The sequence below is a fragment of the Symbiobacterium thermophilum IAM 14863 genome (genome assembly GCF_000009905.1).
GTDB classification, from domain to species: domain Bacteria; phylum Bacillota; class Sulfobacillia; order Symbiobacteriales; family Symbiobacteriaceae; genus Symbiobacterium; species Symbiobacterium thermophilum.
Map to the genome: position 1 here is coordinate 1,469,432 of NC_006177.1, position 25,621 is coordinate 1,495,052.

Genomic DNA, 25,621 nt, shown 5'->3' on the forward strand with positions numbered 1-25,621 from the left:
TGCGGGCAGGCCCCCCTTGGTCAAGATGTGTTGCGAGCGAATATTCTATGTGCTTCCACAGGAGGCCGTTCACTCCTTCCCCCGGGCGGTCACGCCTGGCGCGGCCCGGGGTGGCCGTCAGTGCCCGCGGGTCGACGGGACGGTGCCGCGTCTTGCCGGAGCGCTGGGCACGCCGGACCAGATATTGACTTTCCCTGACCTTTGCCGCACAATCAAAGGGAAGGGGGGTGGTGGCCTCATGCTCACGTTCCGCACGACGGTTTGCCTGGTGGCGCTCTTCCTGCTCGCTGCCCTGGTGGGCCTGACCACGGTGGGGCCCTTCGGCGCCGCGGTGGTGATTGCCGTCTCGCTCCTCACCAGCACCGCCGCGTACCGGGGCCGGAGGTGGGCGTCGCTGCGGCAGATGGGGGGCCGCCCGATCCAGTGGTTCGAGGCCCCGGACCTGTACGAACTGGTGGACGCGCTGGCCCGGCGGGCCGGGCTGCCGACGCCCCGCCTGTACCTTCTGCCGGGCAGGATGGTCAACGCCGTGGCAGTGGCCACCGCCGGCAGCAGCGCCATCGGCGTGACGGCCCCGCTGCTGCGGTACATGCCCCCCGACGAGGTGGCCGCGGTCATCGCTCACGAGATCGCGCACATCCGCCACGGCGATCTGCCGCTTCAGATGGTGGCGGCGGGCCTCGCCGGCGCGGCGACGGCCCTGGCGGAGATCGGCCGGTTCGGCGTCGTCTTCGCGTGGCTGCTCGGGTTCCCGGTGGGGCTGGGGGAGCTGGCCGCCGCGCTCCTGATCGCGGCCGGCGTCCCGGCGGTCGCCCTGGTCCTGCGCATGGCCATCTCCCGGGAGCGGGAGTACCTGGCCGACGCCGGGGCGGCGGAGCTGGTGGGCTCGCCGCAGCGGATGGCCCGGGCGCTGGGCCGGTTGGAGCGGCTCAACCAGCCCGCCTGGTGGCAGCGGCTCCTGGGCTTCCCTGCGCCCCAGGAGCCCACGGGCTGGGCGGCCCTCCTCAGCAGCCACCCGCCGACCCGGCTCCGCATCGCCCGGCTGCTGGCGATGAGCCCGCCCCGGCCGGATCTGGCCTGTTTCGGGTGAGCAACGGAAACGCAGACCGCCCTGCCACGAGCAGGGCGGTCTGCGCGCGCCCGGGGCCCTGCCCGGGAGCGTCGGCCGTCATCCGTGTGCGCGGGGCGGGGGGCGTCCAGAGAGGAAGTCCGCCGAGGGGCAGCGAACCAGGGAACCAGGGAATCGGGAGGGTGTGTTGCGATGCCGTTTACGCTGTGGGAGCGATATCCCGTCTTCGGGGAGCACGACCGGGACACCCTGGCCCAGCTTGGCCGCTGCGCGGAGGCGGGCCGGGCCGTGGGGGCCGCCCTGATGGCCGACGGCCACAAGGGCTACAGCCAGCCCATCGGCGGTGTGCTCTTCTACGAGCGGTTCGTCTCGCCCTCGGGCGTGGGCTACGACATCGCATGCGGCAACAAGGCGGTGCGGACCGACCTGGTGTACGGGGAGATCCGGCGGGAGAAGGACCGCATCGCCGCCGAGATCCACCGCCGGGTCGCGTTCGGCCTGGGCCGGAAGAATCCCGACCCGGTGGACCACGAGCTGTTTGACGACCCCACCTGGCGGGACGTGCGCCCGCTCCAGTCGCTGAAGTCCATGGCCCGGGACCAACTGGGCACCGTAGGGGCCGGCAACCACTACGTGGACATCATGGCTGAGGTGCCCGAGGGCTGGCAGCTGGGCGATCCCATTGCCGACGACGCACCGGTCTGGGTGGCGGTGCACTTCGGTTCCCGGGGCTTTGGCCACCGCACGGCCAGCGGCTTCCTGAACCTGGCCGCCGGCCGCCCCTGGGACGCCGGGGCCCCCGGGGAGTCGATGGACCAGCCTCCGACCCTCATCCCGGCGGACTCGGAACTGGGACAGGCCTACATCGCCGCCATGAAGCTCGCTGGCCGGTACGCCTATGCCGGGCGGGACTACGTGGTCGACCAGGTGCTCCGGATCCTGGGCGCGCGGCCGACCTTTACGGTGCACAACCACCACAACTTCGCCTGGTTCGAGGAGCACGGCGGCGTGAAGGGCTGGGTGATTCGCAAGGGGGCGACTCCGCTTTTCCCCGGTCAGCTGGGCTTCATTGGCGGGTCGATGGGCGACGTCGCCGTGGTGGTGCAGGGCGTGGACCACCCGGAGTCCCGGGCGGCCCTGTACAGCACCGTCCACGGCGCCGGCCGGGTGATGTCCCGCACGCAGGCCGCGGGCCGGTGGAAGCGGCACCGGGGAAGGCGGATCCGGACGGGTGGCGCCGTGGACATGGATGCGGTGCGGCGGCGGCTCGCCCAGGCGGGGGTGGCCCTCGTGGGGGGCGACGCCGACGAGGCGCCTCAGGTGTATCGGCCGCTCCGGCAGGTGCTGCGCTGGCACGCGCCGACGCTGAAGGTCCTCCACGTGCTGGCGCCGGTCTGTGTGGTGATGGCTGCAGCGGACGAGTTCGATCCGTATAAGGATTGAGGGGGGCACGCGATGGAGGTGCGACTGGATCCCCGCCTGCTCACGCTGTCGGCGGCGCTCACGGCCGGCGGTCTCCCGCCCGCCGGGCAGGACGAGCATCCCCTGGTCACCGACACCCGGCGGCGCCTGGCAGACCATGCGGCTCACCCGGGGGTGCGGCGGCTGTGCGAGGCCTTCGCACAGCACCAGCTGCTGGGGCTGGCGATGCACACCGTGCAGCTCGGCCCGCCGCCGGACTTCGACGACAGCTGTCCGGACGGGGTGCCGCCCTTCGTGGAGGCCTGGTTCGCCGCGGTGGACCGCACGGCCCTGGCGGAGGCCCTGCGGTCGGTCTGGCGCGACCTGCGGGTCGGCGCGCTGCTACAGGAGCAGGCCCCTCGCTGGGAAGAGGTGGTCCGCGACCTGTCGTCCCGCCTCGCGGACGCGCAGATCGAGCCGTTCCAGCGCCTCTTCTGGGGCCGGTTTCCCTACGAGGTCGTCCTGGTGCCGTTGTGGAACATGAACGGCGCCGGGCTCCGGGGGGTGGGGGTGGCCACCGTCCGGGAGACCTACGCCGTCTGCCCGGCCCAGGGGGATCAACCGCCAGGGCAGGTGGATCTGCTGGTCTGGGCGCAGCACGAGGCGAGCCACCCGGTGCTGGACGACATCCAGCGGCAGCACGGGCAGGTGCCGGGGGAGTGCGCCTTCGTGGAGAGGGACTGCCCCCCGGCCGGCGGGTTCGCCCGGCATTACGGGGATCCGACCTCCCGCTGGGTGGAGACCCTGATCCACACCTCCACCTGCTTCTATCTGGAGTACCTGGGCCGCCCGGAGGACGCCGAGGCGTTCGCGGAGTCCCAGGTGGAGGCAGGGGTGACGGCCATCCCGGTCTTCCGGGAGGCGCTCCGACCCTGGTGGGAGGCCCGCCGGCAGGGCACCGCCCCGGGGCTGGAGCTGGTGCTGCCGCAGCTGCCCGCCTGGCTGCGGTCCGCCCTGGCCCGCCGGCGGGAGGCGGATCCGGCGCCGGGCGGCCCGCCCGGAGGGTCGCAGGACGCCGGGGATCCGCCGCCTGACATGCATGCATGACCCGGTGGCGCAGACGGGTGCCTGTGGAGAGGAGGGGACTCGCGGATGCGGATGGAAGCGGTGCCGACGCCCTCGGGTGCCGGCGTGACGATCCAGAACCGGTTGGCCGGACCCGAAAAGGGCAGCGAGCGGCTGCTGGTCCTGCTGCCCGGGAACAACTACAGTTGCGATGCGCCGGCCTTCTTCTACCTGAAGCAGGCCGCGGTGCAGGCGGGCTGGGACGTGCTCTCGACTGCCTACGCCTTCCAGCTGACGGGGGGTGAGGTCGACGGGCCGGCGATGCTGGCCGACGTCCGGGCGGCCCTGGACGAGGTGCTGCCCAGGGGCTACCGGGAGATCTGCATCGCCGCCAAGTCGCTCGGCTCAGCCATCGCCCTGCCGCTGGCCCGCAGCCTGGCAGGGTACCGGGTGTCGCTGCTGATCCTGACGCCGGTTCCCCAGTTCCTGACCGAGCCGGTGGGGGACCTGCGCACGCTGGTGGTCATCGGCACCAACGATCCCGTCTACCACATGACGGAGTGCGGCGCCGCGCGCAAGCGGGCGGACGCCGAGTGGGCGGTCATCCCGGGGCTGGACCACGGGTTCAACGTGCCGGGGGACTGGAAGGCCTCCGCGGCGGCCCTGGAGCAGGTGATCGCGCCCTGCGTCCGGTTCCTCGCCGGGCCGGCGGGGCGGTGAGCGCGCTCCGGCGGGCCTGGAGGCCCAGGCCCGCCGGTTCTCTCCCGTCGGATACTTACCCCCGCGCCGCGGCGCGGTAGGCCTGCTGCAGGGCCCGCACCACCGGCCCCACCTTGCCGTCGCCGATGGGCCTGCCGTCCACGGCGACCACCGGCGTCACTTCGGATGTGGTCGAGGTCACGAACAGTTCCTGGCAGCGATCCAGGGCCGCCAGCGGAATCCCCTGCTCCAGCACGGTGTACCCCAGCGACCGGGCGTCCCGGATGACCCGCTGGCGGGCGATGCCGTTCAGGATATAGTTGCAGGCCGGATAGGTGACGATGGCCCCGTCGATGACCGCGAACACGTTGCTGCTGCTGCCCTCGATGACGAAGCCGTCCCGGACGAAGAGCGCCTCGTAGGCCCCCTGCTCGGCGGCCTGCTGCTTGGCCAGGACGTTGGGCAGGAGCGAAACGCTCTTGATGTCGCACCGGGCCCACCGCTGCTCAGGCACCGTGATGGCCGTGACCCCTTCCTGCCGACGCCGCTCGCCCGCCGCCACCGCCTCGGGCGTCAGCGGGTGGGTGAGCACGAGCACCGTCGGTTCCACCGGCTGGCCAGGAAAGGCGTGGGCACGGGGGGCGTGCACGCCCCGGCTGATCTGGTAGTAGACGGTCCCCTCATCCACGCCGTTGCGGCGGATGAGCTCGTGGGTCACCCGGGTCAGCCCCTCCAGGTCGGGCTCAGGCAGACGGAGCTCCCGGGCGCTGCGGGCGAGCCGCCGGAGGTGCGGCTCCAGGTCGAACGGCCGGCCGCCGTAGACCCGCACCACCTCGTAGATGCCGTCGGCGAACAGGAAGGCCCGGTCCTCCACCGGGATCTTCGCCTCTTCATACGGGACGTACTGACCGTTCAGGTACACGGTTGACGACATGCGCCCGCCTCCCCCGTGGTGGTAGAATGATTTCAGAGGACATTACGGGATCCGCTCACCGGTCTCCTGCCGGACCGGCCGGGCGGATCCCGCTTCTCCTTTGTACACCGTTTACCCTGTATGGACCCGGGGGCCGAACAGCCGCTCCAGAAGGCCCGGTTCGCTGCGCCGGACCGTCACCCGCAGCCAGACCTGCCCGTCCTGGTCCAGGGGCGGCGCCCCCGGCAGGTGGAGGTCGGCCCTCCGGTCCAGCAGCCGCAGCTTGACGTTGGGGAGCTGGTCGACCACCTGGATCTCTCCGCCGAACACGGTCAGGACGATGCTCTCCGCCACGGCGTGGGCAAGCTCCTGGCCGGTCATCACCGAGCGGACGTCCCTGCGCCCGGGCATCACCCGTTCCTCGGACGTCCCTGTGCGGCGGACGAAGGTGAGCCAGATCTCATGGCGACCCGGGCGCACCTTCGGGATGCCCGTCTCGGCGATGATCACCGCCGCCACTCTCCGGATCATGGCGTCCAGTTCCTTGTACCCCATCGGACCACCCCCGTCCCAGGATGGGGAAGCGTTCCGGATCTGGCGTCACCCAAAGGGTCTTATGGTTGTCGTAGATGACCATCCCCGGCCTGGCGCCGGCCGGTTTGCGCACGTGTTTCCGTGCCGTGTAGTCCACGGGCACGCCCGACGACTGCCTGGCTTTCGAGTGGTAGGCCGCGAGCGCCGCCGCCTCCAGAATCGACCGCTCCGGCACCTCCTTCCCCGGCGGCACCCGCAGGATCACGTGTGAACCGGGAATCTCCTTGGTGTGGAACCACAGGTCCTGGGGACTGGCGAGTTTCAGGGTGAGGTAGTCGTTCTGCCGGTTGTTGCGGCCGATCCAGATTTCCAGGCCGTCGGAGGAGCGCAGCGTGATCGGCCGCTGCAGCGCCTGCTCCTTGCCGTCGCCCGCCGCCTGGCGCCGCCCCGGCTCGGATCCCCGCCGGGATGCGCCCTCCCGCAGGTAGCCCTCGGCGGCCAGCTCCCGGCGGACCTCTTCCAGGTCCGGAAGCGACTCGGCCTGCTCGAGCGTAACCTCAACCTGCTCCAGGTAGGCCAGCTCCGCCCGGCTTCGGGCCAGCTGCTCCTGGATGGCCGCCAGGCCGCTGCGGGCCCGCTGGTACCGGCGGTAGTAGGCCTGGGCGTTCTCGCTCGGGCTGAGCGCCGGGTCCAGGGGGATCACCATCTCGCTGCCCTCCGGGTCATAGTAGTTCACGACCCGGACCTCGGTCATGCCCTTGGTGATCTGCCACAGATTGGCGGTGATCAGTTCGGCCTGCAGCCGGTAGGTCTCCGCGGACTCCGCCGCGGCCAGCGACTCCTCCTGGGCGTGGAGCTTCCGGCGCACCCGGGCGATCTCGTCCCGCACCAGGCGGGCCAGGCTCCCCCGCAGGGAGAGGAACCGCTCCTCCTCGGCCCGCCGGCCGAAGTAGGCGTCCAGGCAGGCGGAGACCGACGGGAACCCGTCCTCGGCCCGGCCGGGCCAGTGCCGGAGGGGCAGGACGTGGAACTCCTTCAGCCGCCCCTGCGGGTCGTAGAGCAGCCGGGGCGACCAGTCCCGGGCGTCTGCCAGCTCCCGCACCGCCGCCGCCAGCCGGTCGGGATCCACCGCCCGCAGCGGGGCGTCCGCGGGCGCCCCTGCGCGGCAGACCGCCTCCCGGGAGAGGAGCGGGCCCAGTCCGTCCACCCGCTCCAGCACCGCCTGCCACGCGGGCAGGTCCGGGTCGGCCTGGGCCAGGACCGGCCCGGTCGCCGCGGCCGGGTCCAGCTTGCCCGTCGGCGGGGGGGCGATGTAGGGCAGGCCGGGCAGCAGCTCCCGGTGCCGGTTCACCTCCTCGGTGATGCGCCGGATGGCGTCGATGATGCGCCCCTGCGGGTTCAGGAGGACGAGGTTGGAGTGCTTGCCCATCACCTCGGCCACCAGCAGGTAGGTGACCGGGTTGCCCAGCTCGTCCGCGTTGCGAATGGCGATGCGGCAGATGCGGTCGCGCCCGGCCTGCTCGATGGCGACGATGCGGCCGCCCTCCACGTACTTGCGCATCAGCATGCAGAACATGGGCGGGGTCGGCGGGTTGCGCTTTTCGATCTGCGTCAGGTGGACGCGGGCGTGGCGGGGATGGGCGGAGAGGAGGAGCCGGTGGTTTTCCCCGTTCGCGTAGCAGAGCAGGGCGAGTTCGTCCGGCTCCGGTTGGTAGATCTTGCTGATGCGGCCGCCGAGCAGGCGCTGGTTCAACTCCTCCACGACGGCTGCCATGACCTTGCTGTCAAATGCCATCCATTGGGCTCCTTCGTCTGGTCTGTTTCTACCTTAAGCTTACCACGGCCGCCCCTCCCCTGTCATTTGCCGGATGCCCCCCGCAGGTCTGCCCGCGGGCAGATCCCAAGATGTGCCCCCGGGCAGAGGATGGTTCCGCCCTGCCCGGGTAGAATGAAGACCAGCTTCTAATACGTGGATCCAAAAGGGGTTGGACGATATGAACCTGCCCTCGCTGCAGGTTGGCCACAAGACCGCCCGGTACTGCATCGTGCAGGGAGGCATGTCGGTGCGCATCGCCCTGCACCGGCTCGCGGCCGCGGTGGCGGAGTGCGGCGGGGTCGGCACCATCGGCGGGATGGGCATCCCGCCGGGGGAGCTGCGCCGGGAGATCCGCGCGGCGAAGGCCCTCACGGACGGGGTCGTGGGCGTCAACCTGATGTACGCCGGTTACCTCTTCGACCGGCTGCTGGACGTCTGCATCGAGGAGCGGGTGGACTACGTGGCCATCGGCGCCGGGTTTGCCCGCGGGCCGTTCAAGAAGTTGCACGAGGCGGGCATTCCGGGCTTCTGCATCATCTCGTCGGTGAAGGCGGCCCGCATCGTCGCCCGGACCCCGGGCGTCGCCGGCGTGGTGGTCGAGAGCGGCCAGGCCGGCGGCCACCTGGGGCCGGAGGATCCCGAGATCTCCACCTGGGAGCTCTTTCCGCCGGTGCGGGCGGCCCTGCGGGAGGCGGGCTTCGCCGGGCCGATCATCGCCGCCGGCGGCCTGCTGACCCGGCAGGACGTGCTCCGGGCCCTGGCGATGGGCGCCGACGGCGTGCAGATGGGCATTCGCTTCGCCATGACCGAGGAGTCGGCCGCCTCGGCCGAGATGAAGGCCCGGTGGCTGGCGGCCACCGGGTCGCAGGTGACCGACTGGAGCCCCACCGGGTACAAGAGCCGCGCCATCGTCCCGCACATCCCCTTCGAGGCCCTGCCGCGCACCCGGGAAAACGGCGGCACCTACAGCTGCACCAACTGCCTGAAGCACTGCCTGCACCGGGATGAGGGCCGCTCCCACTGCATCTGGAACGCCCTGAGCAACGCCCAGAAGGGGCGGGTGGAGAACGGCCTCATCTTCTGCGGCGGGCGGGTCGGGGAGATCCACGACATCGTGCCTGTCGCAGAGGTCTTCCGGCGGCTTACCACCCCGTCCGCGGACGAGGCGGCGGCGGACTAGACGCGAGGGGCCGGCAGCGGCTCCTTTCATAGTTAAAAGGTCAAGATAAAGAAGGAATTTGTGGAAGAGGGGGAGAAGTCGGAGGAAAACCGTTCGGAGGTAGGGACATGGGAGACCAGAGTTCGCTGCTTCTCGCGTCGCTGCTCCTGCGCGAACCGGTCATGCCGGATCCCGCGGCTGTCTCTGCCCGCCTGGCGGCTCGCTGCGGAGGGCGCTACACCGTGAGCTGGGATGAGGCTGAGGGGGAGGGGGACATCACCCTGAGCTGCTCGGTCAGCGGCCACACGGTGGTCCTGGGCCTGATGCGTGCCCCCGTCCCGGCCGCAGACCTGGAGGCGGCGTGCGCCCGGAATCCGTTCTGGCCCGAAGCCGCGGAGGTCTGCCGCCAGCACCGGGCGCATCTGATGGTCACCCTCATGAAGGGGTGGGGAGACCCCATCCGGCGCCACCTGGTGTTGACGGACTTCGTCGCCGCCCTCAGCGAGGCCGTCGGCGGGCTGGCTGTCCTCTGGGGGCCGGTCGGCGTGCTGCAGTCGGCCGAGTACTTCCGGGAGCAGGCGGCGGAGGCGTCCGCCGACCACCTTCCCCTCTTCCTCTGGGTGGAGTTCGCGCTGGTCAGGCATGACGGCGTCCCGTTCGTGGCGACCTACGGCCTGGACGCCTTCGGGGTGATGGAGGTGGAGGGCGGGTCTTCACGGATGAAGCCCATCCAGCTGCTGGAGCGGGTTTTCGACGTCGCCCATTACCTGTGCCTCGAAGGGCCCGTGCTGAACGACGGCGACACAATCGGCGGGTCGGAGCGGGAGCGGATCCCCGTCCGGCACACCGACTCCATCCTGGACCGCCCCGGTCCGGTGATCCGGATCGAGTTTGACGCGGCCGGCGGCAGGCGCGGGCTGCTCTCCCGGTTGTTCGGCCGTTAGTCCGTCGCAGGCGGAAGGGCCGTCTCCGTCCATCGTGGACGACGCGGGGACGGCCCCTTTTCCCATTCCCGGGCCCCTTTGCGCGCCGGGCTCCGGGCGCTTTGTCCACCCCACCGGTCTACCCCTCTGCCCTCGTGCGTACGGTTGGACAGAGGTGAGGCCCGCATGTCGACACCGTGGCACCAGAAGGGGGCGGCCGAGGTCGCCGCCGCCCTGCGGACGGACCTGACCGCCGGCCTGACCGAGGCCGAGTGCCGGCGGCGGCTGGAGGAGTACGGCCCCAACCAGCTGGAGGGGGCGCCCCGGGTTCCCTGGTGGCGGATCCTGCTCGCGCAGTTCCAGGACTTCATGGTGGTCGTGCTCCTGATGGCGACCGCGATCTCCTACGGCATGGGCGAGACGGCGGATGCGATCACCATCGTCGTCATCGTCGTGCTCAACGCCGTGCTCGGCTTCGTGCAGGAGTACCGGGCCGAGCGTTCCCTGGAGGCGCTGAAGGAACTGGCCGCGCCCACCGCCCGGGTGATCCGGGACGGCCGCGAGGTCACGGTCTCCGCCCGGGACCTGGTTCCCGGCGACCTGCTGCTGGTGGACCCCGGCGATCGCATCCCCGCCGACGCCCGGCTGGTGGAAGCGCCGGGGCTGGAGGTGGAGGAGTCGGCCCTGACCGGCGAGTCGTTGCCCGTGCGCAAGTCGGCGTCGTGGGTGGGCGATCCGGACGTGCCGCTGGGCGACCGGCGGAACATGCTCTACATGGGCACAACCGTCACCCGCGGCCGGGGCCGCGCCCTGGTGGTGGCCACCGGCATGCAGACCGAGATGGGGCGCATCGCCCACCTGATCCAGGAGGTGGGAGAAGAAGAGACGCCCCTGCAGCGGCGGCTGGCCCAGCTGGGCCGGTGGCTGGTGGCCGGCTGTCTGATCGTGTGCGCGATCGTGGTGGCGGCCGGACTGCTGCGGGAGGAGCGGCTGACCGGACCGGTCATCTCGCAGCTGTTCATGGCCGGCGTCTCCCTCGCGGTGGCCGCGATCCCGGAGGGGCTCCCGGCCATCGTTACCGTCTCGCTGGCCCTGGGCGTGCAGCGGATGATCCGGCGCAACGCCATCGTCCGCCGGCTGCAGTCGGTGGAGACCCTGGGCTGCGCCACGGTCATCTGCTCCGACAAGACCGGCACCCTGACCAAGAACGAGATGATGGTGCGTGCCGCCTGGGTCGGCGGCCGGTCCTACACCGTCACCGGCGACGGGTACCGCCCCTCCGGCGAGTTCCTGCGGGAGGGCCGACCGGTGAGCCCCCAGCAGGAGCCGGACCTGGCCCAGGCGCTGAAGTCGGCCGCGCTCTGCTCCAACGCGAAGCTGGTGCAGGCCCAGCCCGCTCGCCGCGGCCGGGGCGACGGGGCGGCCGGCGGACGGTCGGGGAGAAGCCACCGCCCGGGGATGGGGCAGGTCGTCTTCAGCGTCCAGGGGGACCCGACCGAAGGCGCCCTGGTGGTCGCAGCGCAGAAGGGCGGGTACCGGCCCGCCGTGCTGCAGGACCGCTACCGGCGGGTGCTGGAGGTCCCCTTCGAGTCGGAGCGGCGGCGCATGAGCGTGATCACCGAGGACGGCGACGGCGGGTACCTGCTGCACGTGAAGGGCGCGCCGGACGTCATCCTGGAACTTTCCACCCACATGTTGAGAGACGGCCGCATCGTTCCCCTCACTGACCAGGATCGGCAGGCGATCCTCGACGAGAACCTGCGCATGGCTGACCAGGCCCTGCGGGTGCTGGCCGTCGCGTACCGGCCCCTTTCCTTCCCCGCGGGCGAGGGTCCGGATCAGCTGGCCGAGCTGTCCACCGACGAGGCCGCGGCGCGGCTGGAGCGGAACCTCGTTTTCCTGGGCCTGCTGGGCATGATCGACCCGCCCCGGCCGGAGGTGAAGCAGGCGGTGGCCGCCGCCCGGCGGGCCGGCATCCGCACGGTGATGATCACCGGCGACCACCCGGCCACGGCCCTGGCCGTCGCCCGCGAGCTGGGCATCGTGGGGGCGGAGGGGCGGGCCGTGACCGGCCGGGAGCTGGACCAGCTCAGCCACTCGGAGCTCATCGCGGCCGTGGAGGAGTGCCAGGTGTTCGCCCGGGTATCGCCCCAGCACAAGCTGCAGATCGTTCGGGCCCTGAAGGAGCTGGGCGAGGTGGTGGCGATGACCGGCGACGGCGTCAACGACGCCCCGGCGGTGAAGGAGGCCGACATCGGCATCGCCATGGGCCGCACGGGCACCGACGTCACCAAGGAGGCGTCGGCGATGATCCTGGCGGACGACAACTACGCGACCATCGTGGCCGCGGTGGAGGAAGGGCGGGGCATCTACGACAACATCCGCAAGTTCATCCGCTACCTGCTCTCCTGCAACACCGGCGAGGTGCTGACCATGTTTCTGGCGGCGGTCATGCGGCTGCCGCTGCCGCTCCTGCCGATCCAGATCCTCTTCGTCAACCTGGTCACCGACGGTCTGCCGGCGATCGCCCTGGGGATCGACCCGCCCGAGCCGGACGTGATGCGCCGCCCGCCCCGACGGCCCGACGAGGGCGTCTTCGCCCGCCGGCTGGGCATCAAGATCCTGGGGCGGGGCACGCTGATCGGCCTCGGCACCCTGACGGCCTTCCTGATCGCCTTCTTCACGCTGCCGGGCACGCCCGGCGTCGCACCGCTGGACGACCCGGCGGTGCTCAACCCGGCCCGGACGATGGCCCTGGCGACCCTGGTGTGCGCGCAGCTCATCCACGTGTTTGACTGCCGGTCCGAGCGACGGGCCATCTGGGAGACCCCGCTCTCTTCCAATCCCTGGCTGGTGGCCGCGGTCGCCTCGTCGGTCACGGCGCTGCTGCTCGCGATCTACTGGCCGCCGCTGGCTGCCATTTTCGAAACGGCTCCGCTCCAGGCCTGGCAATGGCTGGTGGTCTTGCTGCTGGCCAGCGCGGGCGAACTGCTGGTGGCCATCCGCCGGCTGATCCTGTTCGGCCGGCCGGTGCGCTTGCGGGCGCACGTCGAGGAGGAAGCATGAAGCATAGCGTTCACGGGTTCCGGTCAACCTATCCGCAGGTCGCAGTGTCGCAGACGCACACATCGCCAGCAAGACCTGCAAGGAAGGGAGATCGGCCGTGAAACGCATGCCGCTGAAGTGGCTGGGCCTGGCCGCGGCGGCCGCGCTGCTGGCCTCCGGCTGCACGGCTCAGCCGCAGAACGCCAACCGGGTGAACCAGAGCAACCTCTTCACCACCACCGGCGACGCCGACACCTGCGCCGCCGCCCTGGGCAACACCGTCGGCGCAAATGCCTTCTGGGGCATGGCCGGCGTCAACCGGAACGTCACCGCCAACGGCGTCATCATCGGCAACGTGGCGCTGGTGGCGCTTCCCAGGGAGTCGCAGAACACGCCCGTGAACGGCGCCGCGACGGGAACCGGCGGGCAGAACGGCGCGGCGGCCGGGAACGGCGTGCAGACGGGTGCGGCCGGCGGTAACGGCGTCCCCATGGGTACGACCGGAAACGGCGTCGGCACGGGGACGGCGGCCGGCAACGGTCTGTCCACGGGCGTGCAGCGGGATGGCGACGTCACCGGCAACCTGGGGACGCTGACGCCGCCCGGCACCGTCGACACGACGCCCGGTCACGTGGGGACCGTTCCCGGCAACACCGGGTCCACCGTCATGACCCCCGGCCTGGGCACCACGCGCGGGGCCACCGGGGTGGTGGGCGGCCGGGTGGAGAGCCCGTCCCTGCCGGGCACCGGAACCACGACCGGAACCGGCACCCGGGCGGGGACGGGCACCCGGGCGGGGACGGGTACCCCTGCGGGGACCGGTACCGCTGCGGGGACCGGCACCATGGCGGGGTCTGGCACCCGGGGCGGGACCGGCGCGACCACCCGCGCGGGGACCGCCTTCGGCACCCGCACCGGGACGACGGCGGCCGACCCGCTGGAGCGGGTGCGCACCGCCTGCCCGACCCTGGCGGACATCCGGGTGGTGAATGACGAGACCGACCGGGCGCGCCTTGCCGAGATCACCGCGGCGGTCCGGTCCGGCCGTCCGGTCACCGAGTTCATGAGCGAGCTGGCCACCATGGCGCAGCGGGCCACCTCGGCCGGGCCGGGTGCCAGCGGACGGCAGCGCAACCGCCCGGAGAACTTCCGGAATCGGCTGCAGCAGGGCAACCTGGTGCCGGGGCGCGCCGGCACGCCGACCACGCCCGCGCCCGCTGCGCCCCGCACACCGCCTGCCCCGAACGCGCCGGGTACGGACGGCCGTGGGAGCACCCCCGCGCGTCCGGGCACCGGCACCGCCACGGACCCGGGAACGAGCGCCACCGACTGACCCGACCTGTGCGGATGCGTGAACCCCCTCCGGCCTGCGGTCGGAGGGGGTTGTTGCCTGGATCCGAGGGAAAACTGAGCAGGAAGGGAATCCGCGGACACCGAAAGGATACTGCGGCGACAGACGGTGCAAGGCGGGCGGTGGCCCGCCCCGCTGCAGAGGGGGTTATGACGCCTTGGCGCGCAGTATGACGGGGTTCGGACGGGGCGAGGCCAGCGGCGAAGCGGGCAGGGTGACCGTCGAGGTGAAGGCGGTCAACCACCGGTTTTCCGAGGTCGTCTTCCGCATGCCCCGCCAGTTCAGCGCCCTGGAGGACCGGGTGCGCCGGCTGATCCAGGGGCGGACGGCCCGGGGCCGTTTCGAGGTGTACGTCGCGTGGGAGCCCTCGGCCGAGGCCCGGGCGGTAAAGGTTGACAAGGATCTGGCGCTGGCATATTATAATGCTTTGAGGCAGCTAGCGGAAGAGATCGGGAGCAATCAGGAGCTTTCGCTCGATACGCTGGCGAGACTGCCTGAGGTCCTCTCTGTTCAGGAGGGGGAGCTTTCCGACGACGAGATCTGGGCCCTGCTGGAGCCGGCGCTGACGCAGGCGATGGCGGGGCTGATCGCCATGCGGGAGCGGGAGGGCGCCGCCCTGGCCGCGGACCTGGCCGGCCGCCTGGACCGCCTGGAGGCGTTCCGGGCCGCGGCCGCGGCTCGTGCACCGCAGGTGGTGGAGGAGTACCGCCAGCGGCTCACCCGCCGCCTGGAGGAGCTGTTGCCGCCGACCAACCCGGTCGATCCGCAGCGGCTCGCCCAGGAAGTGGCCCTGTTCGCCGACCGTGCGGACATCACGGAGGAGCTGCAGCGGCTGGCCAGCCACATCGACCAGTTCCGCCGGGCGCTGGAGACCGACGACGCCGTGGGACGCAAGCTGGACTTCCTGGTCCAGGAGATGGGGCGCGAGGTGAACACCATCGGGTCCAAGGCCAACGACGCCGACCTGGCGGCGGCGGTCGTGGCGGCCAAGAGCGAGCTGGAGAAGATCCGGGAGCAGGTCCAGAATCTCGAATAGTGTAAGCACGAGGGAGGCCCGGGTTGTGGGTGAGATCAGGTTAGTCAACATCGGATTCGGCAACATCGTGTCCGCGAACCGCATCGTGGCGATCGTGAGCCCCGAGTCCGCCCCGATCAAGCGCATCATCTCGGAGGCCAGGGAGCGGGGGACGCTGATCGACGCGACGTACGGACGGCGCACCCGTGCGGTGGTCATCACCGACTCCGATCACGTGGTGCTCTCCGCGGTCCAGCCGGAGACCGTCGCCCATCGCCTCACGGCCCGGGACGCCAGCCTGGCGGCGGCCGAAGAAGAAGAGGGCGAGGAGTAGAAGATGCCCAATAAGCCCAAGGGACTCCTGATCGTGGTCACCGGGCCGTCTGCCGTCGGCAAGGGTACCATCTGCCGGGCCCTGCTGGCGGAGACCCCGGGCATTCGCTTCTCGGTATCCTGCACGACCCGTCCCAAGCGTCCCGGCGAGGTCGACGGCGTAGAGTACTACTTTATTTCCAAGGAAGAGTTCGAGCGCCGCATCGCAGCCGGGGAGTTCCTGGAGTGGGCGGAGGTATACGGGAACTATTACGGTACGCCCCGGGGCTACGTGGAAGAGGTGACCGCCCAGGGGCAGGATGTCATCCTCGACATCGACCGGGTCGGCGCGCGGGCGGTGCGTGAGCAGTACCCAGACGCCGTCTCCGTCTTCGTGATCCCGCCGTCCATGGAGGCGCTGCGCCAGCGCATCGCCGCTCGCGGCACCGAGTCGCCCGAGGCGGTGGCGCGCCGGCTGGCGGAGGCGCCGGAATGGATCCGGGAAGGGCTTACATACGATTACGTCATCGTCAACGACGACCTGGCGCGCGCCGTTGCCGAGCTGCGGGCCATCATCATGGCGGAGAAGGCCAGGACGGTCCGGAACGGCGCCGCGTTGATCGAGACGTTGCTTGAGAAGGGAGCGCTGACCGACGAATGATCAAGCCGTCTCTTGACCAGCTGATGCATCTCGTCGATTCCAAGTACACGCTGGTCATCCTGGCGGCCCGCCGGGCGCGGGACCTGCAGGATGGCAAGCACCAGATGGTGGAATCGAAGTCCAATAAACCCGTGACGATTGCCCTGGAGGAGTTGGCGGCCGGCAAGCTCTTCTTCGAGCGCGGCAAGCCGACCCCCCTGGGCTGATGAGCGGCCGATTCGCCCGCGGAGGGCGCCCGCCCCGGGCGCCCTCCTTGCGCTGTTCGTGCAACGTGCCCACGGAAGGAAGGGTCGCCGATGCTGCACGGTAAGACGGTTCTCCTCGGGGTCAGCGGCGGCATCGCCGCCTACAAGGCGGCGGAGATCTGCTCCCGGCTGGTGAAGCTGGGAGCCGATGTGCACGTGCTCATGACCGAGGCGGCCACCCGCCTGGTGGCCCCGCTCACGTTCCAGGCCTTGTCCGGCAACCCGGTCAAAGTCGACCTGATGGGCGAGCAGGTACACGGCCACGTGGATCACGTCCTGCTCACCCACAAGGCGGACCTGCTCATCATCGCGCCTGCCACGGCCAATACCATCGCACGGCTGGCCGGCGGCCACGCGGGCGACTGGATCACCGTGACCGCGCTGGGCGTGCGCTGCCCCGTGCTGGTGGCGCCCTCCATGGAAACGGAGATGTACGCCAACCCGCTGACGCAGCGGAACCTGCGGATCCTGGCCGAGTTGGGCTGGGACATCATGGAGCCGGAGGAGGGGCGGCTCGCCTCGGGGCTCATGGGCAAGGGGCGGCTGCCCGAGCCGGCGAAGATCGTCGAGCGGGCCGTCGCGCTGCTGCAGGCGCGGGAAGGCAGGCAGCGCCGGCCCGGGGGCGACCTGGCCGGGCGCCGGGTGCTGGTGACGGCGGGTACCACCCGGGAGCCGTTCGATCCCGTGCGCTTCATCGGCAACCGCTCCACCGGCCGCATGGGGTACGCGATCGCCGAAGCCGCCCGGGACCGGGGCGCGGAGGTGGTGCTGGTCAGCGGACCCACCCACCTGGAGCCGCCGGCCGGGGTCCGGCTCGTCCGGGTCGAGTCCTGTGTCCAGATGCTGGAGGCGTGCCTCGCCGAGTTCCCGGCGGCGGACGTTGCGGTGGCCGCCGCGGCCCCGGCCGACTACCGCCCGGCGACGGTGGCCCCGTCCAAGATCAAGAAGACGGGCGAGGAGCTCACCATCACCCTGGTGAAAAACCCGGACATCATCGCAGAGCTGGGCCGGCGCAAGAGGCCCGGTCAGGTGACGGTGGCCTTTGCCGCCGAGACCGACGACCTCATCGCCAACGCCCGCAGGAAGCTGGCGGACAAGAACGCGGACTTCGTGGTGGCCAACGACGTCACGGCCGAGGGGGCCGGGTTCGGCACCGAGACCAACCGGGTGGTCTTCGTGACCGCCGACGCGGTGGACGAGCTTCCCCTGTTGCCGAAGCGGGAGGTGGCCGATCGGATCCTGGATCGGGCGGCGGCCCTGCTGGAGGACGGTGCGCGCGGCCATGGAGAGCGGTGAGCTCGCCCAGGTGGCGGTGGACGTCACCGCCGAAGGGACCGATAAGCTGTTCACCTACCTCGTGCCCCGCAGCCTGGCCGGGCGGCTCACGCCCGGCCAGTGGGTGCGGGTTCCCTTCGGCGGCCGCAGGCTGGTGGGGCTTTACGTGGGTCCCGCCGAGCGGCCGCCGGAGGGGGTGGCCCTGAAGGAGATCGCGGGGCTCCTTCCCGACATCCCGCCGATCCCGGCGCCGCTGGTGCAGCTGGCCCGCTGGACGGCGGATCGCTACCTCTCCACCTTCCCGGCTGCCCTCCGGCTGCTGCTGCCCACCGAGGCCCGGCGGCAGGAGGTCCGGACGCTCACCATCACCAACTACCGGCTGAACGTGGACGACGTGGAGGCCCTGGTGTCCGAGCTCCGGCGCCGGGCCCCGCGCCAGGCGGAGCTCCTGGCCTACATGGCCCGGGTCGGCGGCGAGGCCGAACGGGCGCAGGTGCTGGCCGACCTGGGCGAGTCCATTGCCGGACCGATCCGGGTGGCCCTGGAAAAGGGATGGCTCACGGCGGGCCGGGTGGCCCGGCGCCGGGATCCCTTCGCCGATGAGCACGTGGAGCCGGCGCCACCCCCGGTGCTCACCCCGGAGCAGGAGCAGGCGCTGGCGTCCATCCGGCAGGAGCTCATCGCCCCGCCGGCCTTCCGGCAGCCGGTGCTCGTTCACGGCGTGACCGGCTCGGGCAAGACCGAGCTCTACCTCAGGGCGATCGCCCTGGTGCGGGAGATGGGGAAGAACGCGATCTGCCTGGTGCCGGAGATCTCCCTCACGCCGCAGATGATCCAGCGGTTCCGGGCGCGCTTCGGCGGCGACGTGGCGGTGCTGCATTCGGCGCTGTCGGCCGGGGAGCGGTTCGACGAGTGGCAGCGCATCCGCCGGGGCGAGGTCTCCATCGTCGTTGGAGCGCGCTCGGCGGTGTTCGCGCCGTTTGAGAACGTGGGGCTCATCATCATCGACGAGGAGCACGAGCAGTCCTACAAGCAGGAGGCGCCGCCGCCCGCCTACCACGCCCGGGAGGTGGCGGCGGAGCGGGCCCGGCTGGAGGGGGCACTGCTCGTGCTCGGCTCCGCGACGCCGGCCCTGGAGTCGTTTCACCTGGCGCAGACCGGCGTCTACCGGCTGGTTTCGTTGGGACACCGGATCGACAACCGGCCGCTGCCGCCGGTGACCCTGGTGGACATGCGGGAGGAGCTGCGGGCGGGCAACCGCTCGATCTTCTCCCGGGCGTTGGTCGAGGCGCTGGACCAGACGCTGTCGGCCCGGGAGCAGGCAATTCTCTTTCTCAACCGCAGGGGTTACAATACATTTATCATGTGCCGGTCGTGCGGCGAGGCGATCCAGTGCGTGCACTGCGCCGTCGCCCTGACCTATCACCTGGGCGACGACCACCTGGCCTGCCACTACTGCGGCTACACGGCGCCGGTGCCCTTGGTCTGTCCGAGCTGCGGGTCCGACAAGATCCGGCACCTGGGGGCCGGCACCGAACGGGTGGAGCAGGAGCTTCAGCGGCTCTATCCGCACGTGCGGGTGGCCCGCATGGACGTGGACACCACCCGGCGCAAGGGGGCCCACGCCGCAATCCTGAAGCGGTTCGCGGACCACGAGGTGGACGTCCTCGTCGGCACGCAGATGATCACCAAGGGGCTGGACTTCCCCGGCGTGACCCTGGTGGGCGTGGTCCTGGCCGACACCAGCCTGAACCTGCCGGACTTCCGGGCAGCGGAGCGCACCTTCCAGCTGGTGACACAGGTCGCCGGCCGGGCGGGCCGGGGTGACCGGCCCGGCCGGGTGATCGTGCAGACGTACCAGCCCGATCACGCCGCGCTGCAGGCTGCGGCCGAGCACGACTACCACCGCTTCTTCGCCGAGGAGATCCGCTTCCGGCAGGAACTGGATTACCCGCCGTTCGCCCACATGATCCATCTGGTGATCTCGGGCGAGGATGAGGCCGCCGTGGCCGCCACCGCACAGAACGTGCACCGGGTGCTGGCGGAGGGCGGCTTCGGGGGGCAGATTCTGGGGCCGGCGCCGGCCCCGCTGGCCAAGCTCCGGGGCAAGTACCGGTACCACCTGGTGCTGAAGGGCCCGGACGTCCGGGCGATGGCGGCCGAGGTCAAGGCCTGTTTCGCCGCCGCCCGGGGGAAGTGGCGTGCTTCCCGGTCGGTCTCGCTCTCGGTGGACGTGGATCCGGTGAGCATACTGTAATTGACGGAGGGTCATTTTCGATGGCAATTCTCGAGATCGTCAAGGAGCCGGCGGAGGTCCTGCGCAAGAAGGCCAAGCCGGTGACCAAGATCAACGCATCGATCCGCAAGCTGCTGGATGACATGACCGAAACGATGTACGCGGCCCCCGGCGTGGGTCTGGCCGCCCCGCAGGTGGGCGTCTCCAAGCGGCTGATCGTAGTCGACCCGCAGGACGGGTCCGGCCAGCTGTACCAGCTGATCAACCCGGAGATCGTGAAGGCCGAGGGCTGGGTGAAGGGCACGGAGGGCTGCCTTTCCATCCCGGGCATGGTGGGCGACGTGTGGCGCTACGAGAAGGTGCAGGTGGTGGCCCTGGACCGCACCGGCAAGAAGGTGTGGATCGACGCCGAGGGGTACCTGGCCCGCATCTTCCAGCACGAGATCGACCACCTGGACGGCATCCTCTACACCGACAAGTGCACCAACCTGCGGCCGGTCTCCGAGGACGGCGAGGAGGAAGAGGAGGCTGAGGTCGCCGAGGTGATGCCCGAGCCCGAAGCGGAGGGCGCCGGGGAGCCGTCGGCGGAGGGCGCCGGGCAGGCGGCTGCGGAGGCCGGGGCCGAAGAGGGCGAGCAGGTGACGACCGGGGTCAGCGGCGAGCGCAGGGGATCGGCCGCCGCGAAGGAGGAGTAGGCTTGCTGAAGATCCTCTTCATGGGAACGCCGGAGTTCGCCGCGGTCTCGCTGCGTGCCCTCCTGGAAGCCGGCTATCCCGTCGTCGGGGTGGTGACCCAGCCGGACAAACCGGCGGGCCGGGGCGGCAAGCTGCGGCCCTCGCCGGTGAAGGAGGTCGCCCTGGCGCACGGCCTCCCGGTGTTCCAGCCCCGGCGGCTGCGCCGGCCCGAGGTCGTCGCCCAGCTGAAGGAGCTGGGATCGGACCTCACGGTGGTCGTGGCTTACGGGCAGATCCTCTCCCGGGAGGCCCTGGAGATCAGTCCCCTGGGTTCGATCAACGTGCACGCCTCTCTCCTGCCCCGCTGGCGGGGGGCGGCGCCGATTCAGCGGGCCATTATGGCCGGGGACGTCGAGACCGGTGTCTGCACCATGTGGATGGACGAGGGCATGGATACCGGCGACGTCTGCCTCACGGCCCGGGTGCCCATCGGCCCCGACACCACCGGCGGCGAGCTCCACGACGAGCTGGCCCGGGTCGGGGCGGAGCTCCTCTTGGAGACGGTTCGGCGGGTGGAGGCCGGGGACGCGCCCCGCATCCCCCAGCCGGCCGAGGGCGTGACCTACGCCGCCAAGCTGGAGCCGGCCGACGAGGTCATCGACTGGGCGCGTCCGGCGGAGGAGCTGTACAACCAGATTCGGGCGCTGAACCCCTGGCCGGGCGCTTATACCAACGGACCCCGGGGCAGGCTGAAGATATGGCGGGCCTCGGTGGTGCCGAACCCTGAGCCGGGGGCGGAGCCCGGCACCGTGGTCGCGCTGGTCCGGCGCGAGGGCTTCACCGTGGCGGCGGGCGACGGCGCCCTGCTGGTGCGGGAAGTCCAGCCCCACGGCAAGGCCCGGATGGACGCGCAGTCCTTCGTCAACGGCGGCGGCGTCCAGGTCGGTACCCGATTTTCACCGCCCGAGGCTCCCCAGCGCGAACCTGCGCCGGGGGAGGCATAGTCTTTATAAACAAAGGCTTGGTCACCCGGCTGCCGTCACTGGGCTGGGGACCGGAACTTCGGGTGCGCAGACGGGAGGGTCCTGACTTGTACTTCTACCCGATGTTTGATCCGACCATGATCTTCCTGTTGCCGGCGATCATCCTGGTCATCTGGGCACAGGCGCGGGTGCGCAGCTCGTTCAACGAGTGGTCGCAGGTCGGCACGCGCTCGGGGGTGACAGCCGCCCAGGTCGCCCGGGACATCCTCGACCGGCATGGGCTCACCGACGTGCCCGTGGAACGGGTCCGGGGCTACCTGAGCGACCACTATGATCCCCAGAAGCGGGTGGTTCGCCTCTCCGATTCGACCTACTCCAGCAACTCGATTGCGGCGATCGGCGTGGCCGCCCACGAGGTGGGGCACGCCATCCAGCACGAGCTCTCCTACACGCCGCTGCAGGTCCGCAACCTGATCTGGCCGGTGGCCCGCATCGGCGACAGCCTGGGGCCGTTCCTGGTGATCATCGGCCTCATCTTCGGCGGCTACTCGGGCCAGATGCTGATGGACATCGGCATCCTGCTGTTCCTGGGGGCGGTGCTGTTCTACCTGATCACCCTGCCCGTGGAGTTCAACGCCTCCAGCCGGGCGGTGGAGATCCTGGAGACCGGCGGATACATGACCCGCGAAGAGGTGGCCGGCGCCAGGAAGGTGCTGAACGCTGCGGCGCTCACCTACGTGGCCGGCGCGGCGACGGCGATCATGAGCCTGGTGCGGCTGCTGTTCCTGCGGAGCATGGCGTCGGATGACTAGCGGAACGAACCGGCTTGCCCGTGCGGGCGAGCCGGTTTTCTCGGTGTGCCCGGCATGGGCGCTGACTTGGCGGTGAAAGTCCGCTACGGGCGAGGCAGCACCAGCCCGTTAGCCAAAGGCAAGGGTGTCCGTCGTGAGGCGGAATCTGAAGGAAGCCCGAGGCAAAGCCACGACCCGAGGAACACGAACCCCATAGGAGGCTGTGCCGCTCGGGTGAGCTGGCCGAACACAGCAAAACCCGAAGCTGCCAAAGGGCGGTGCGGTAGATGGGGCGGGTGCGGGGTGAAGGTCAGCGTTCTTACCCGGGGAGATCTGCCGGGAACGCCAGCAACGCTGGTAACCTGCGTCGGGAGACGCAGCTGAACCGGCAGAAGTCAGCAAAGGCCATAGTACCGGCAGGGGGACGCCCCAACCGGGAAGGGCCGAACGTCAGGAAAGGGGTGAACCCGTTGCGTTCGAGCAGCCCGCGACAAACGCAGAAGACCCCGAACGGGACCTGCTCGCCGGAGGTAGCGGTGAAGCCGCAAGGGACGGCGAGAGGGCGGAGTGGGCAGCCGGCACAAGACGGAACGTTACCCCGCGGGGAGCACAGCAACCTGATGGAGCAGGTGGTGGCCAGGGAGAACATGCTGGCCGCCCTGAAACGGGTGGAGCGGAACGGAGGCGCTCCCGGCGTGGACGGTGTCCCCACCGAACGGCTGCGGGACCAGATTCGCGTGGAGTGGAGCCGCATCCGTGAGGGACTGCTCCAGGGGACCTACAGACCGCAGCCAGTCCGCCGGGTCGAAATCCCGAAACCGGGCGGCGGCAAGCGGATGCTGGGGATTCCCACCGTGATGGACCGCCTGATCCAACAGGCACTCCTGCAAGTACTGACGCCGATCTTTGACCCGACATTCTCCGAATCCAGCTACGGCTTTCGGCCGGGGCGGCGGGGTCATGATGCGGTCAGGAAGGCACGTCAGTACGTGGAGGAAGGGTACGACTGGGTCGTGGACATGGACCTGGAGAAGTTCTTCGACCGGGTCAACCACGACGTGCTGATGGCCCGCGTGGCGCGGCGGGTAACGGATAAGCGTGTGCTGCGGCTGATCCGGCGGTACTTACAGGCTGGGGTCATGCTGAACGGGGTAGTCGTGGCGACGGAGGAAGGGACGCCGCAGGGCGGTCCGCTGAGCCCGCTGCTGGCGAACATCCTGCTGGATGACCTCGACAAGGAGCTGGAGCGCCGCGGGCACCACTTCGTCCGGTACGCCGATGACTGCAACATCTACGTCCGCAGCAAGCGGGCGGGAGAACGGGTCTACAGGAGCGTGCGCCACTTCCTGCAGGAGCGGTTACGGCTGAAGGTCAACGAGGAGAAGAGCGCAGTGGACCGGCCGTGGAAGCGGCAGTTCCTCGGGTTTAGTTTCTACAAGCACCGGGGAGTGCGCATCCGGCTGGCCCCGAAGAGCCTGAAGCGCGTGAAGGACAAGCTCCGCACGCTGACGGACCGCAACCGCAGCCAGAGCATGGAGGACCGAATCCGGCGCCTGAATGCTTACTTGCGGGGCTGGGTTGGGTACTATGCGCTCTCCGATGCCAGGTCAGCCTTTGAAAGACTCGAAGGATGGCTGAAGCGTCGGCTGCGAGCATGCGTATGGAAGCAGTGGAAGCGTGTACGCACGCGCTTTCGGGAGTTGCGCGCCCTCGGTTTGCCCGAATGGGTAGTCCACCAACTCGCCAACAGCCGCAAAGGCCCGTGGCGGATGGCAGGTGGCCCACTAAACAGCGCCCTGGGCGACGCCTACTGGCGTGCCCAGGGGCTGATAAGCCTGACCGAATGCTATGAAGCGACTCGTCAATCCTGGCGAACCGCCGGATGCGGACCCGCATGTCCGGTGGTGTGAGAGGACGGGGGCTAGCCGCCCCCTCCTACTCGATCGCCATGGGGCGATCACCTGGTCAGCGCCCGTCTGGTCCCGCGGGGCGTTGGAGGCGGAATGTACAGTCGGCTCGGGTGGCCGGGTGTACAATCCGCCTCGAACCGTGGACCCGCGGCACAGTTGGAGGCGGAATGTGCAGTCGGCTCGGGTGGCGGGGTGCACAATCCGCCTCGAACTGTGGACCCGCGGCGCAGTTGGAGGCGGAATGTGCAGTCGGCTCGGGTGGTCGGGTGCACAACCCGCCTCGAACCTCGGACCTGCGGGGTCGTTGGAGGCGGAATGTGCGGTCGGCTCGGGTGGCGGGGTGCACAATCCGCCTCGAACCGTGGTCCTGCGGGGTCGGTGGAGGCGGAATGTGCAGTCGGCTCGGGTGGTCGGGTGCACAACTCGCCTCGAACCTCGGACCTGCGGGGTCGTTGGAGGCGGAATGTGCAGTCGGCTCGGGTGGCGGGGTGCACAATCCGCCTCGAACGACAGACCGGAGGGGGAGTTGACGGCGGAATGTCCAACCGAGCTGGATGGTTTGAGACCGGGCCTGGGGCGGCTCTACGCCCCCGGAGATACTCCTGCAAGAGATGCGGCGGTGCCTCGCCTACCTGCTTGGGCACCTGATCGTGGCGGCCGAGTACCTCGATACTGACGTGCTGCAGCAGTACGTGGCCTGGAGCGAGGAGCTGGGGGTGACGCTGCCCGAAGTTCCCTACCGCCCCCTGCCGGGTTACCCGCCTTATCCGCAAGTCGAAGCCAGGGAGGGGTGAAGCGGCGGCACTTTGGACGCCGCTGCTTTCGCGGGAATGGCCCGCGTGAAGAGCCTCCGCGCGCGGGAATGCTACCTGCACATCTCCGGCGGGAGGCCGTCAACGTGAACCACACCCCTGTTTCTTTCCGCGTCACCGCTTCCGACCGGGACGAGGAGCGGCTGGCCATCGAGATCCGGGGCACGCCGGCGGGCGAGGCGGTGATCCGGTACGGCTCCGGCACCGCCACCGTCGATGCCCGGGTGCAGCTGAGCGAGTTCCCCCAGGTGATCATGGCGCTGGACCGGTTCCACCACGAGTTCGCCGCCGAACTGCTGGCTTACGTCCTCGACCGGGGGGCGATGGCGCAGGAGTCGGACGGCTCGATCATCTACGACCTGGGATCGGCACTGCACGCGGTGCCGCTTCCGGCGAACCACGAGGTCGGCCTCGGCTACCCCAACTCGTGGTGACCCCCTGGAAAGCCGGGGGACTGGGCGAGCGTCCGCGATCCGGGCAGGGCGGGGTACTCCCCGCACGGGGGTCCGGAGATGACCGGGTGAGGCGCCGGCGAAGGCGGCGAAGGCGGCGGCGAAGGCAGCGGCGAAGGCGCCGGCAAAGGTGGCGAAGGCAGCGGCAACGGTGGCGAAGGCAGCGGCGACGGCGGCGGACGGCTCCCCCTCGGGCTCGCCCGGGTCTCCTCCGGCGGGTTGCTCCTGGCTGTCCGAGGGCCGGCCTGGTCCCCGGAGGCGCCGGCTCCGGATGGCCTGA

General features: G+C 70.5%; 23 protein-coding genes. 20 read left to right on the forward strand and 3 right to left on the reverse strand.

What is annotated here, in order from left to right; all coding sequences use genetic code 11:
* Positions 1-238 precede the first annotated feature (238 nt).
* The 4 genes from STH_RS17905 (at position 239) to STH_RS06735 (ending at position 4,255) form a co-directional block, all read left to right on the forward strand.
* Positions 239-1,090 (forward strand): M48 family metallopeptidase, encoded by an 852-nt coding sequence (locus tag STH_RS17905; RefSeq protein ID WP_050742153.1) that lies wholly within the window; start codon positions 239-241, stop codon positions 1,088-1,090.
* A 171-nt stretch (positions 1,091-1,261) separates the two neighbouring features.
* Positions 1,262-2,512, forward strand: coding sequence for an RtcB family protein (locus STH_RS06725; protein ID WP_043713669.1), 1,251 nt, complete (start codon positions 1,262-1,264; stop codon positions 2,510-2,512).
* Between the two features lie 12 nt (positions 2,513-2,524).
* Positions 2,525-3,577, forward strand: a complete 1,053-nt coding sequence (locus tag STH_RS19675; RefSeq protein WP_011195459.1) for a hypothetical protein — start codon at positions 2,525-2,527, stop codon at positions 3,575-3,577.
* 45 nt (positions 3,578-3,622) lie between these two features.
* On the forward strand, positions 3,623-4,255 hold the full coding sequence (locus STH_RS06735; RefSeq protein WP_011195460.1) for an alpha/beta hydrolase: 633 nt from the start codon (positions 3,623-3,625) through the stop codon (positions 4,253-4,255).
* A gap of 55 nt (positions 4,256-4,310) precedes the next feature.
* Here the strand turns inward: STH_RS06735 and dat are convergent, their stop codons facing one another.
* From dat to STH_RS06750, 3 genes are all read right to left on the reverse strand, one after another.
* Positions 4,311-5,168, reverse strand: a complete 858-nt coding sequence (gene dat / locus STH_RS06740) for a D-amino-acid transaminase (protein WP_043713672.1) — start codon at positions 5,166-5,168, stop codon at positions 4,311-4,313.
* A 111-nt stretch (positions 5,169-5,279) separates the two neighbouring features.
* A complete protein-coding gene (locus STH_RS18355) occupies positions 5,280-5,678 on the reverse strand; it encodes a hypothetical protein (protein WP_158506861.1) in 399 nt (132 codons plus the stop codon).
* Positions 5,608-7,476, reverse strand: a complete 1,869-nt coding sequence (locus tag STH_RS06750; protein ID WP_011195463.1) for an Rqc2 family fibronectin-binding protein — start codon at positions 7,474-7,476, stop codon at positions 5,608-5,610. The genes STH_RS18355 and STH_RS06750 overlap by 71 nt, the downstream gene beginning before the upstream one ends.
* Positions 7,477-7,675: 199 nt before the next feature.
* Between STH_RS06750 and STH_RS06755 the strand changes: the two genes are divergently transcribed.
* The 16 genes from STH_RS06755 to STH_RS06830 all read left to right on the forward strand — a co-directional run bounded on the left by STH_RS06755 (position 7,676) and on the right by STH_RS06830 (position 25,323).
* The gene (locus STH_RS06755; RefSeq protein WP_011195464.1) at positions 7,676-8,677 is read left to right on the forward strand and encodes an NAD(P)H-dependent flavin oxidoreductase; all 1,002 of its coding nucleotides are present in this window, start codon (positions 7,676-7,678) and stop codon (positions 8,675-8,677) included.
* 107 nt (positions 8,678-8,784) lie between these two features.
* The gene (locus STH_RS06760) at positions 8,785-9,600 is read left to right on the forward strand and encodes a DUF4261 domain-containing protein (RefSeq protein WP_011195465.1); all 816 of its coding nucleotides are present in this window, start codon (positions 8,785-8,787) and stop codon (positions 9,598-9,600) included.
* A gap of 165 nt (positions 9,601-9,765) precedes the next feature.
* The gene (locus STH_RS06765) at positions 9,766-12,645 is read left to right on the forward strand and encodes a cation-translocating P-type ATPase (RefSeq protein ID WP_011195466.1); all 2,880 of its coding nucleotides are present in this window, start codon (positions 9,766-9,768) and stop codon (positions 12,643-12,645) included.
* A gap of 97 nt (positions 12,646-12,742) precedes the next feature.
* The gene (locus STH_RS17080) at positions 12,743-13,957 is read left to right on the forward strand and encodes a hypothetical protein (RefSeq protein WP_011195467.1); all 1,215 of its coding nucleotides are present in this window, start codon (positions 12,743-12,745) and stop codon (positions 13,955-13,957) included.
* 175 nt (positions 13,958-14,132) lie between these two features.
* Positions 14,133-15,011: a YicC/YloC family endoribonuclease gene (locus STH_RS06775; protein WP_011195468.1), complete on the forward strand. Its 879-nt coding sequence runs from the start codon at positions 14,133-14,135 to the stop codon at positions 15,009-15,011.
* Between the two features lie 25 nt (positions 15,012-15,036).
* A complete protein-coding gene (gene remA / locus STH_RS06780) occupies positions 15,037-15,324 on the forward strand; it encodes an extracellular matrix/biofilm regulator RemA (RefSeq protein ID WP_011195469.1) in 288 nt (95 codons plus the stop codon).
* A gap of 3 nt (positions 15,325-15,327) precedes the next feature.
* Positions 15,328-15,963, forward strand: coding sequence for a guanylate kinase (gene gmk, locus STH_RS06785; protein WP_011195470.1), 636 nt, complete (start codon positions 15,328-15,330; stop codon positions 15,961-15,963).
* On the forward strand, positions 15,960-16,169 hold the full coding sequence (gene rpoZ, locus STH_RS06790) for a DNA-directed RNA polymerase subunit omega (protein ID WP_011195471.1): 210 nt from the start codon (positions 15,960-15,962) through the stop codon (positions 16,167-16,169). Before gmk ends, rpoZ begins: the two co-directional genes overlap by 4 nt.
* A 90-nt stretch (positions 16,170-16,259) precedes the next feature.
* Positions 16,260-17,504, forward strand: coding sequence for a bifunctional phosphopantothenoylcysteine decarboxylase/phosphopantothenate--cysteine ligase CoaBC (gene coaBC / locus STH_RS06795; protein WP_011195472.1), 1,245 nt, complete (start codon positions 16,260-16,262; stop codon positions 17,502-17,504).
* Positions 17,491-19,740, forward strand: coding sequence for a primosomal protein N' (gene priA, locus STH_RS06800; RefSeq protein ID WP_043715191.1), 2,250 nt, complete (start codon positions 17,491-17,493; stop codon positions 19,738-19,740). The genes coaBC and priA overlap by 14 nt, the downstream gene beginning before the upstream one ends.
* Before the next feature lie 20 nt (positions 19,741-19,760).
* Entirely contained in the window at positions 19,761-20,414 is a 654-nt protein-coding gene (gene def / locus STH_RS06805) for a peptide deformylase (protein WP_011195474.1), read from the forward strand.
* A gap of 2 nt (positions 20,415-20,416) precedes the next feature.
* Positions 20,417-21,397 carry a methionyl-tRNA formyltransferase gene (gene fmt, locus STH_RS06810; protein ID WP_011195475.1) on the forward strand — a complete coding sequence of 327 codons (981 nt, stop codon included), beginning with the start codon at positions 20,417-20,419 and terminating at the stop codon, positions 21,395-21,397.
* Positions 21,398-21,513: 116 nt separating this feature from the next.
* Positions 21,514-22,188, forward strand: coding sequence for a zinc metallopeptidase (locus STH_RS06815; protein WP_011195476.1), 675 nt, complete (start codon positions 21,514-21,516; stop codon positions 22,186-22,188).
* 599 nt (positions 22,189-22,787) lie between these two features.
* A complete protein-coding gene (gene ltrA / locus STH_RS06820; protein ID WP_011194155.1) occupies positions 22,788-24,077 on the forward strand; it encodes a group II intron reverse transcriptase/maturase in 1,290 nt (429 codons plus the stop codon).
* A 611-nt stretch (positions 24,078-24,688) separates the two neighbouring features.
* Positions 24,689-24,871, forward strand: coding sequence for a hypothetical protein (locus STH_RS06825; RefSeq protein WP_011195477.1), 183 nt, complete (start codon positions 24,689-24,691; stop codon positions 24,869-24,871).
* Between the two features lie 104 nt (positions 24,872-24,975).
* Entirely contained in the window at positions 24,976-25,323 is a 348-nt protein-coding gene (locus STH_RS06830) for a hypothetical protein (RefSeq protein WP_011195478.1), read from the forward strand.
* Positions 25,324-25,621 lie beyond the last annotated feature (298 nt).

Bases quoted from the DNA above. Each gene is read 5' to 3' on its own strand.
- STH_RS17905 (WP_050742153.1), top strand. From the start codon at position 239: ATGCTCACGTTCCGCACGACGGTTTGCCTGGTGGCGCTCTTCCTGCTC.
- STH_RS06725 (WP_043713669.1), top strand. From the start codon at position 1,262: ATGCCGTTTACGCTGTGGGAGCGATATCCCGTCTTCGGGGAGCACGAC.
- STH_RS19675 (WP_011195459.1), top strand. From the start codon at position 2,525: ATGGAGGTGCGACTGGATCCCCGCCTGCTCACGCTGTCGGCGGCGCTC.
- STH_RS06735 (WP_011195460.1), top strand. From the start codon at position 3,623: ATGCGGATGGAAGCGGTGCCGACGCCCTCGGGTGCCGGCGTGACGATC.
- dat (WP_043713672.1), bottom strand. From the start codon at position 5,168: ATGTCGTCAACCGTGTACCTGAACGGTCAGTACGTCCCGTATGAAGAG.
- STH_RS18355 (WP_158506861.1), bottom strand. From the start codon at position 5,678: ATGATCCGGAGAGTGGCGGCGGTGATCATCGCCGAGACGGGCATCCCG.
- STH_RS06750 (WP_011195463.1), bottom strand. From the start codon at position 7,476: ATGGCATTTGACAGCAAGGTCATGGCAGCCGTCGTGGAGGAGTTGAAC.
- STH_RS06755 (WP_011195464.1), top strand. From the start codon at position 7,676: ATGAACCTGCCCTCGCTGCAGGTTGGCCACAAGACCGCCCGGTACTGC.
- STH_RS06760 (WP_011195465.1), top strand. From the start codon at position 8,785: ATGGGAGACCAGAGTTCGCTGCTTCTCGCGTCGCTGCTCCTGCGCGAA.
- STH_RS06765 (WP_011195466.1), top strand. From the start codon at position 9,766: ATGTCGACACCGTGGCACCAGAAGGGGGCGGCCGAGGTCGCCGCCGCC.
- gmk (WP_011195470.1), top strand. From the start codon at position 15,328: ATGCCCAATAAGCCCAAGGGACTCCTGATCGTGGTCACCGGGCCGTCT.
- rpoZ (WP_011195471.1), top strand. From the start codon at position 15,960: ATGATCAAGCCGTCTCTTGACCAGCTGATGCATCTCGTCGATTCCAAG.
- coaBC (WP_011195472.1), top strand. From the start codon at position 16,260: ATGCTGCACGGTAAGACGGTTCTCCTCGGGGTCAGCGGCGGCATCGCC.
- priA (WP_043715191.1), top strand. From the start codon at position 17,491: ATGGAGAGCGGTGAGCTCGCCCAGGTGGCGGTGGACGTCACCGCCGAA.
- def (WP_011195474.1), top strand. From the start codon at position 19,761: ATGGCAATTCTCGAGATCGTCAAGGAGCCGGCGGAGGTCCTGCGCAAG.
- STH_RS06815 (WP_011195476.1), top strand. From the start codon at position 21,514: ATGATCTTCCTGTTGCCGGCGATCATCCTGGTCATCTGGGCACAGGCG.
- ltrA (WP_011194155.1), top strand. From the start codon at position 22,788: ATGGAGCAGGTGGTGGCCAGGGAGAACATGCTGGCCGCCCTGAAACGG.
- STH_RS06825 (WP_011195477.1), top strand. From the start codon at position 24,689: ATGCGGCGGTGCCTCGCCTACCTGCTTGGGCACCTGATCGTGGCGGCC.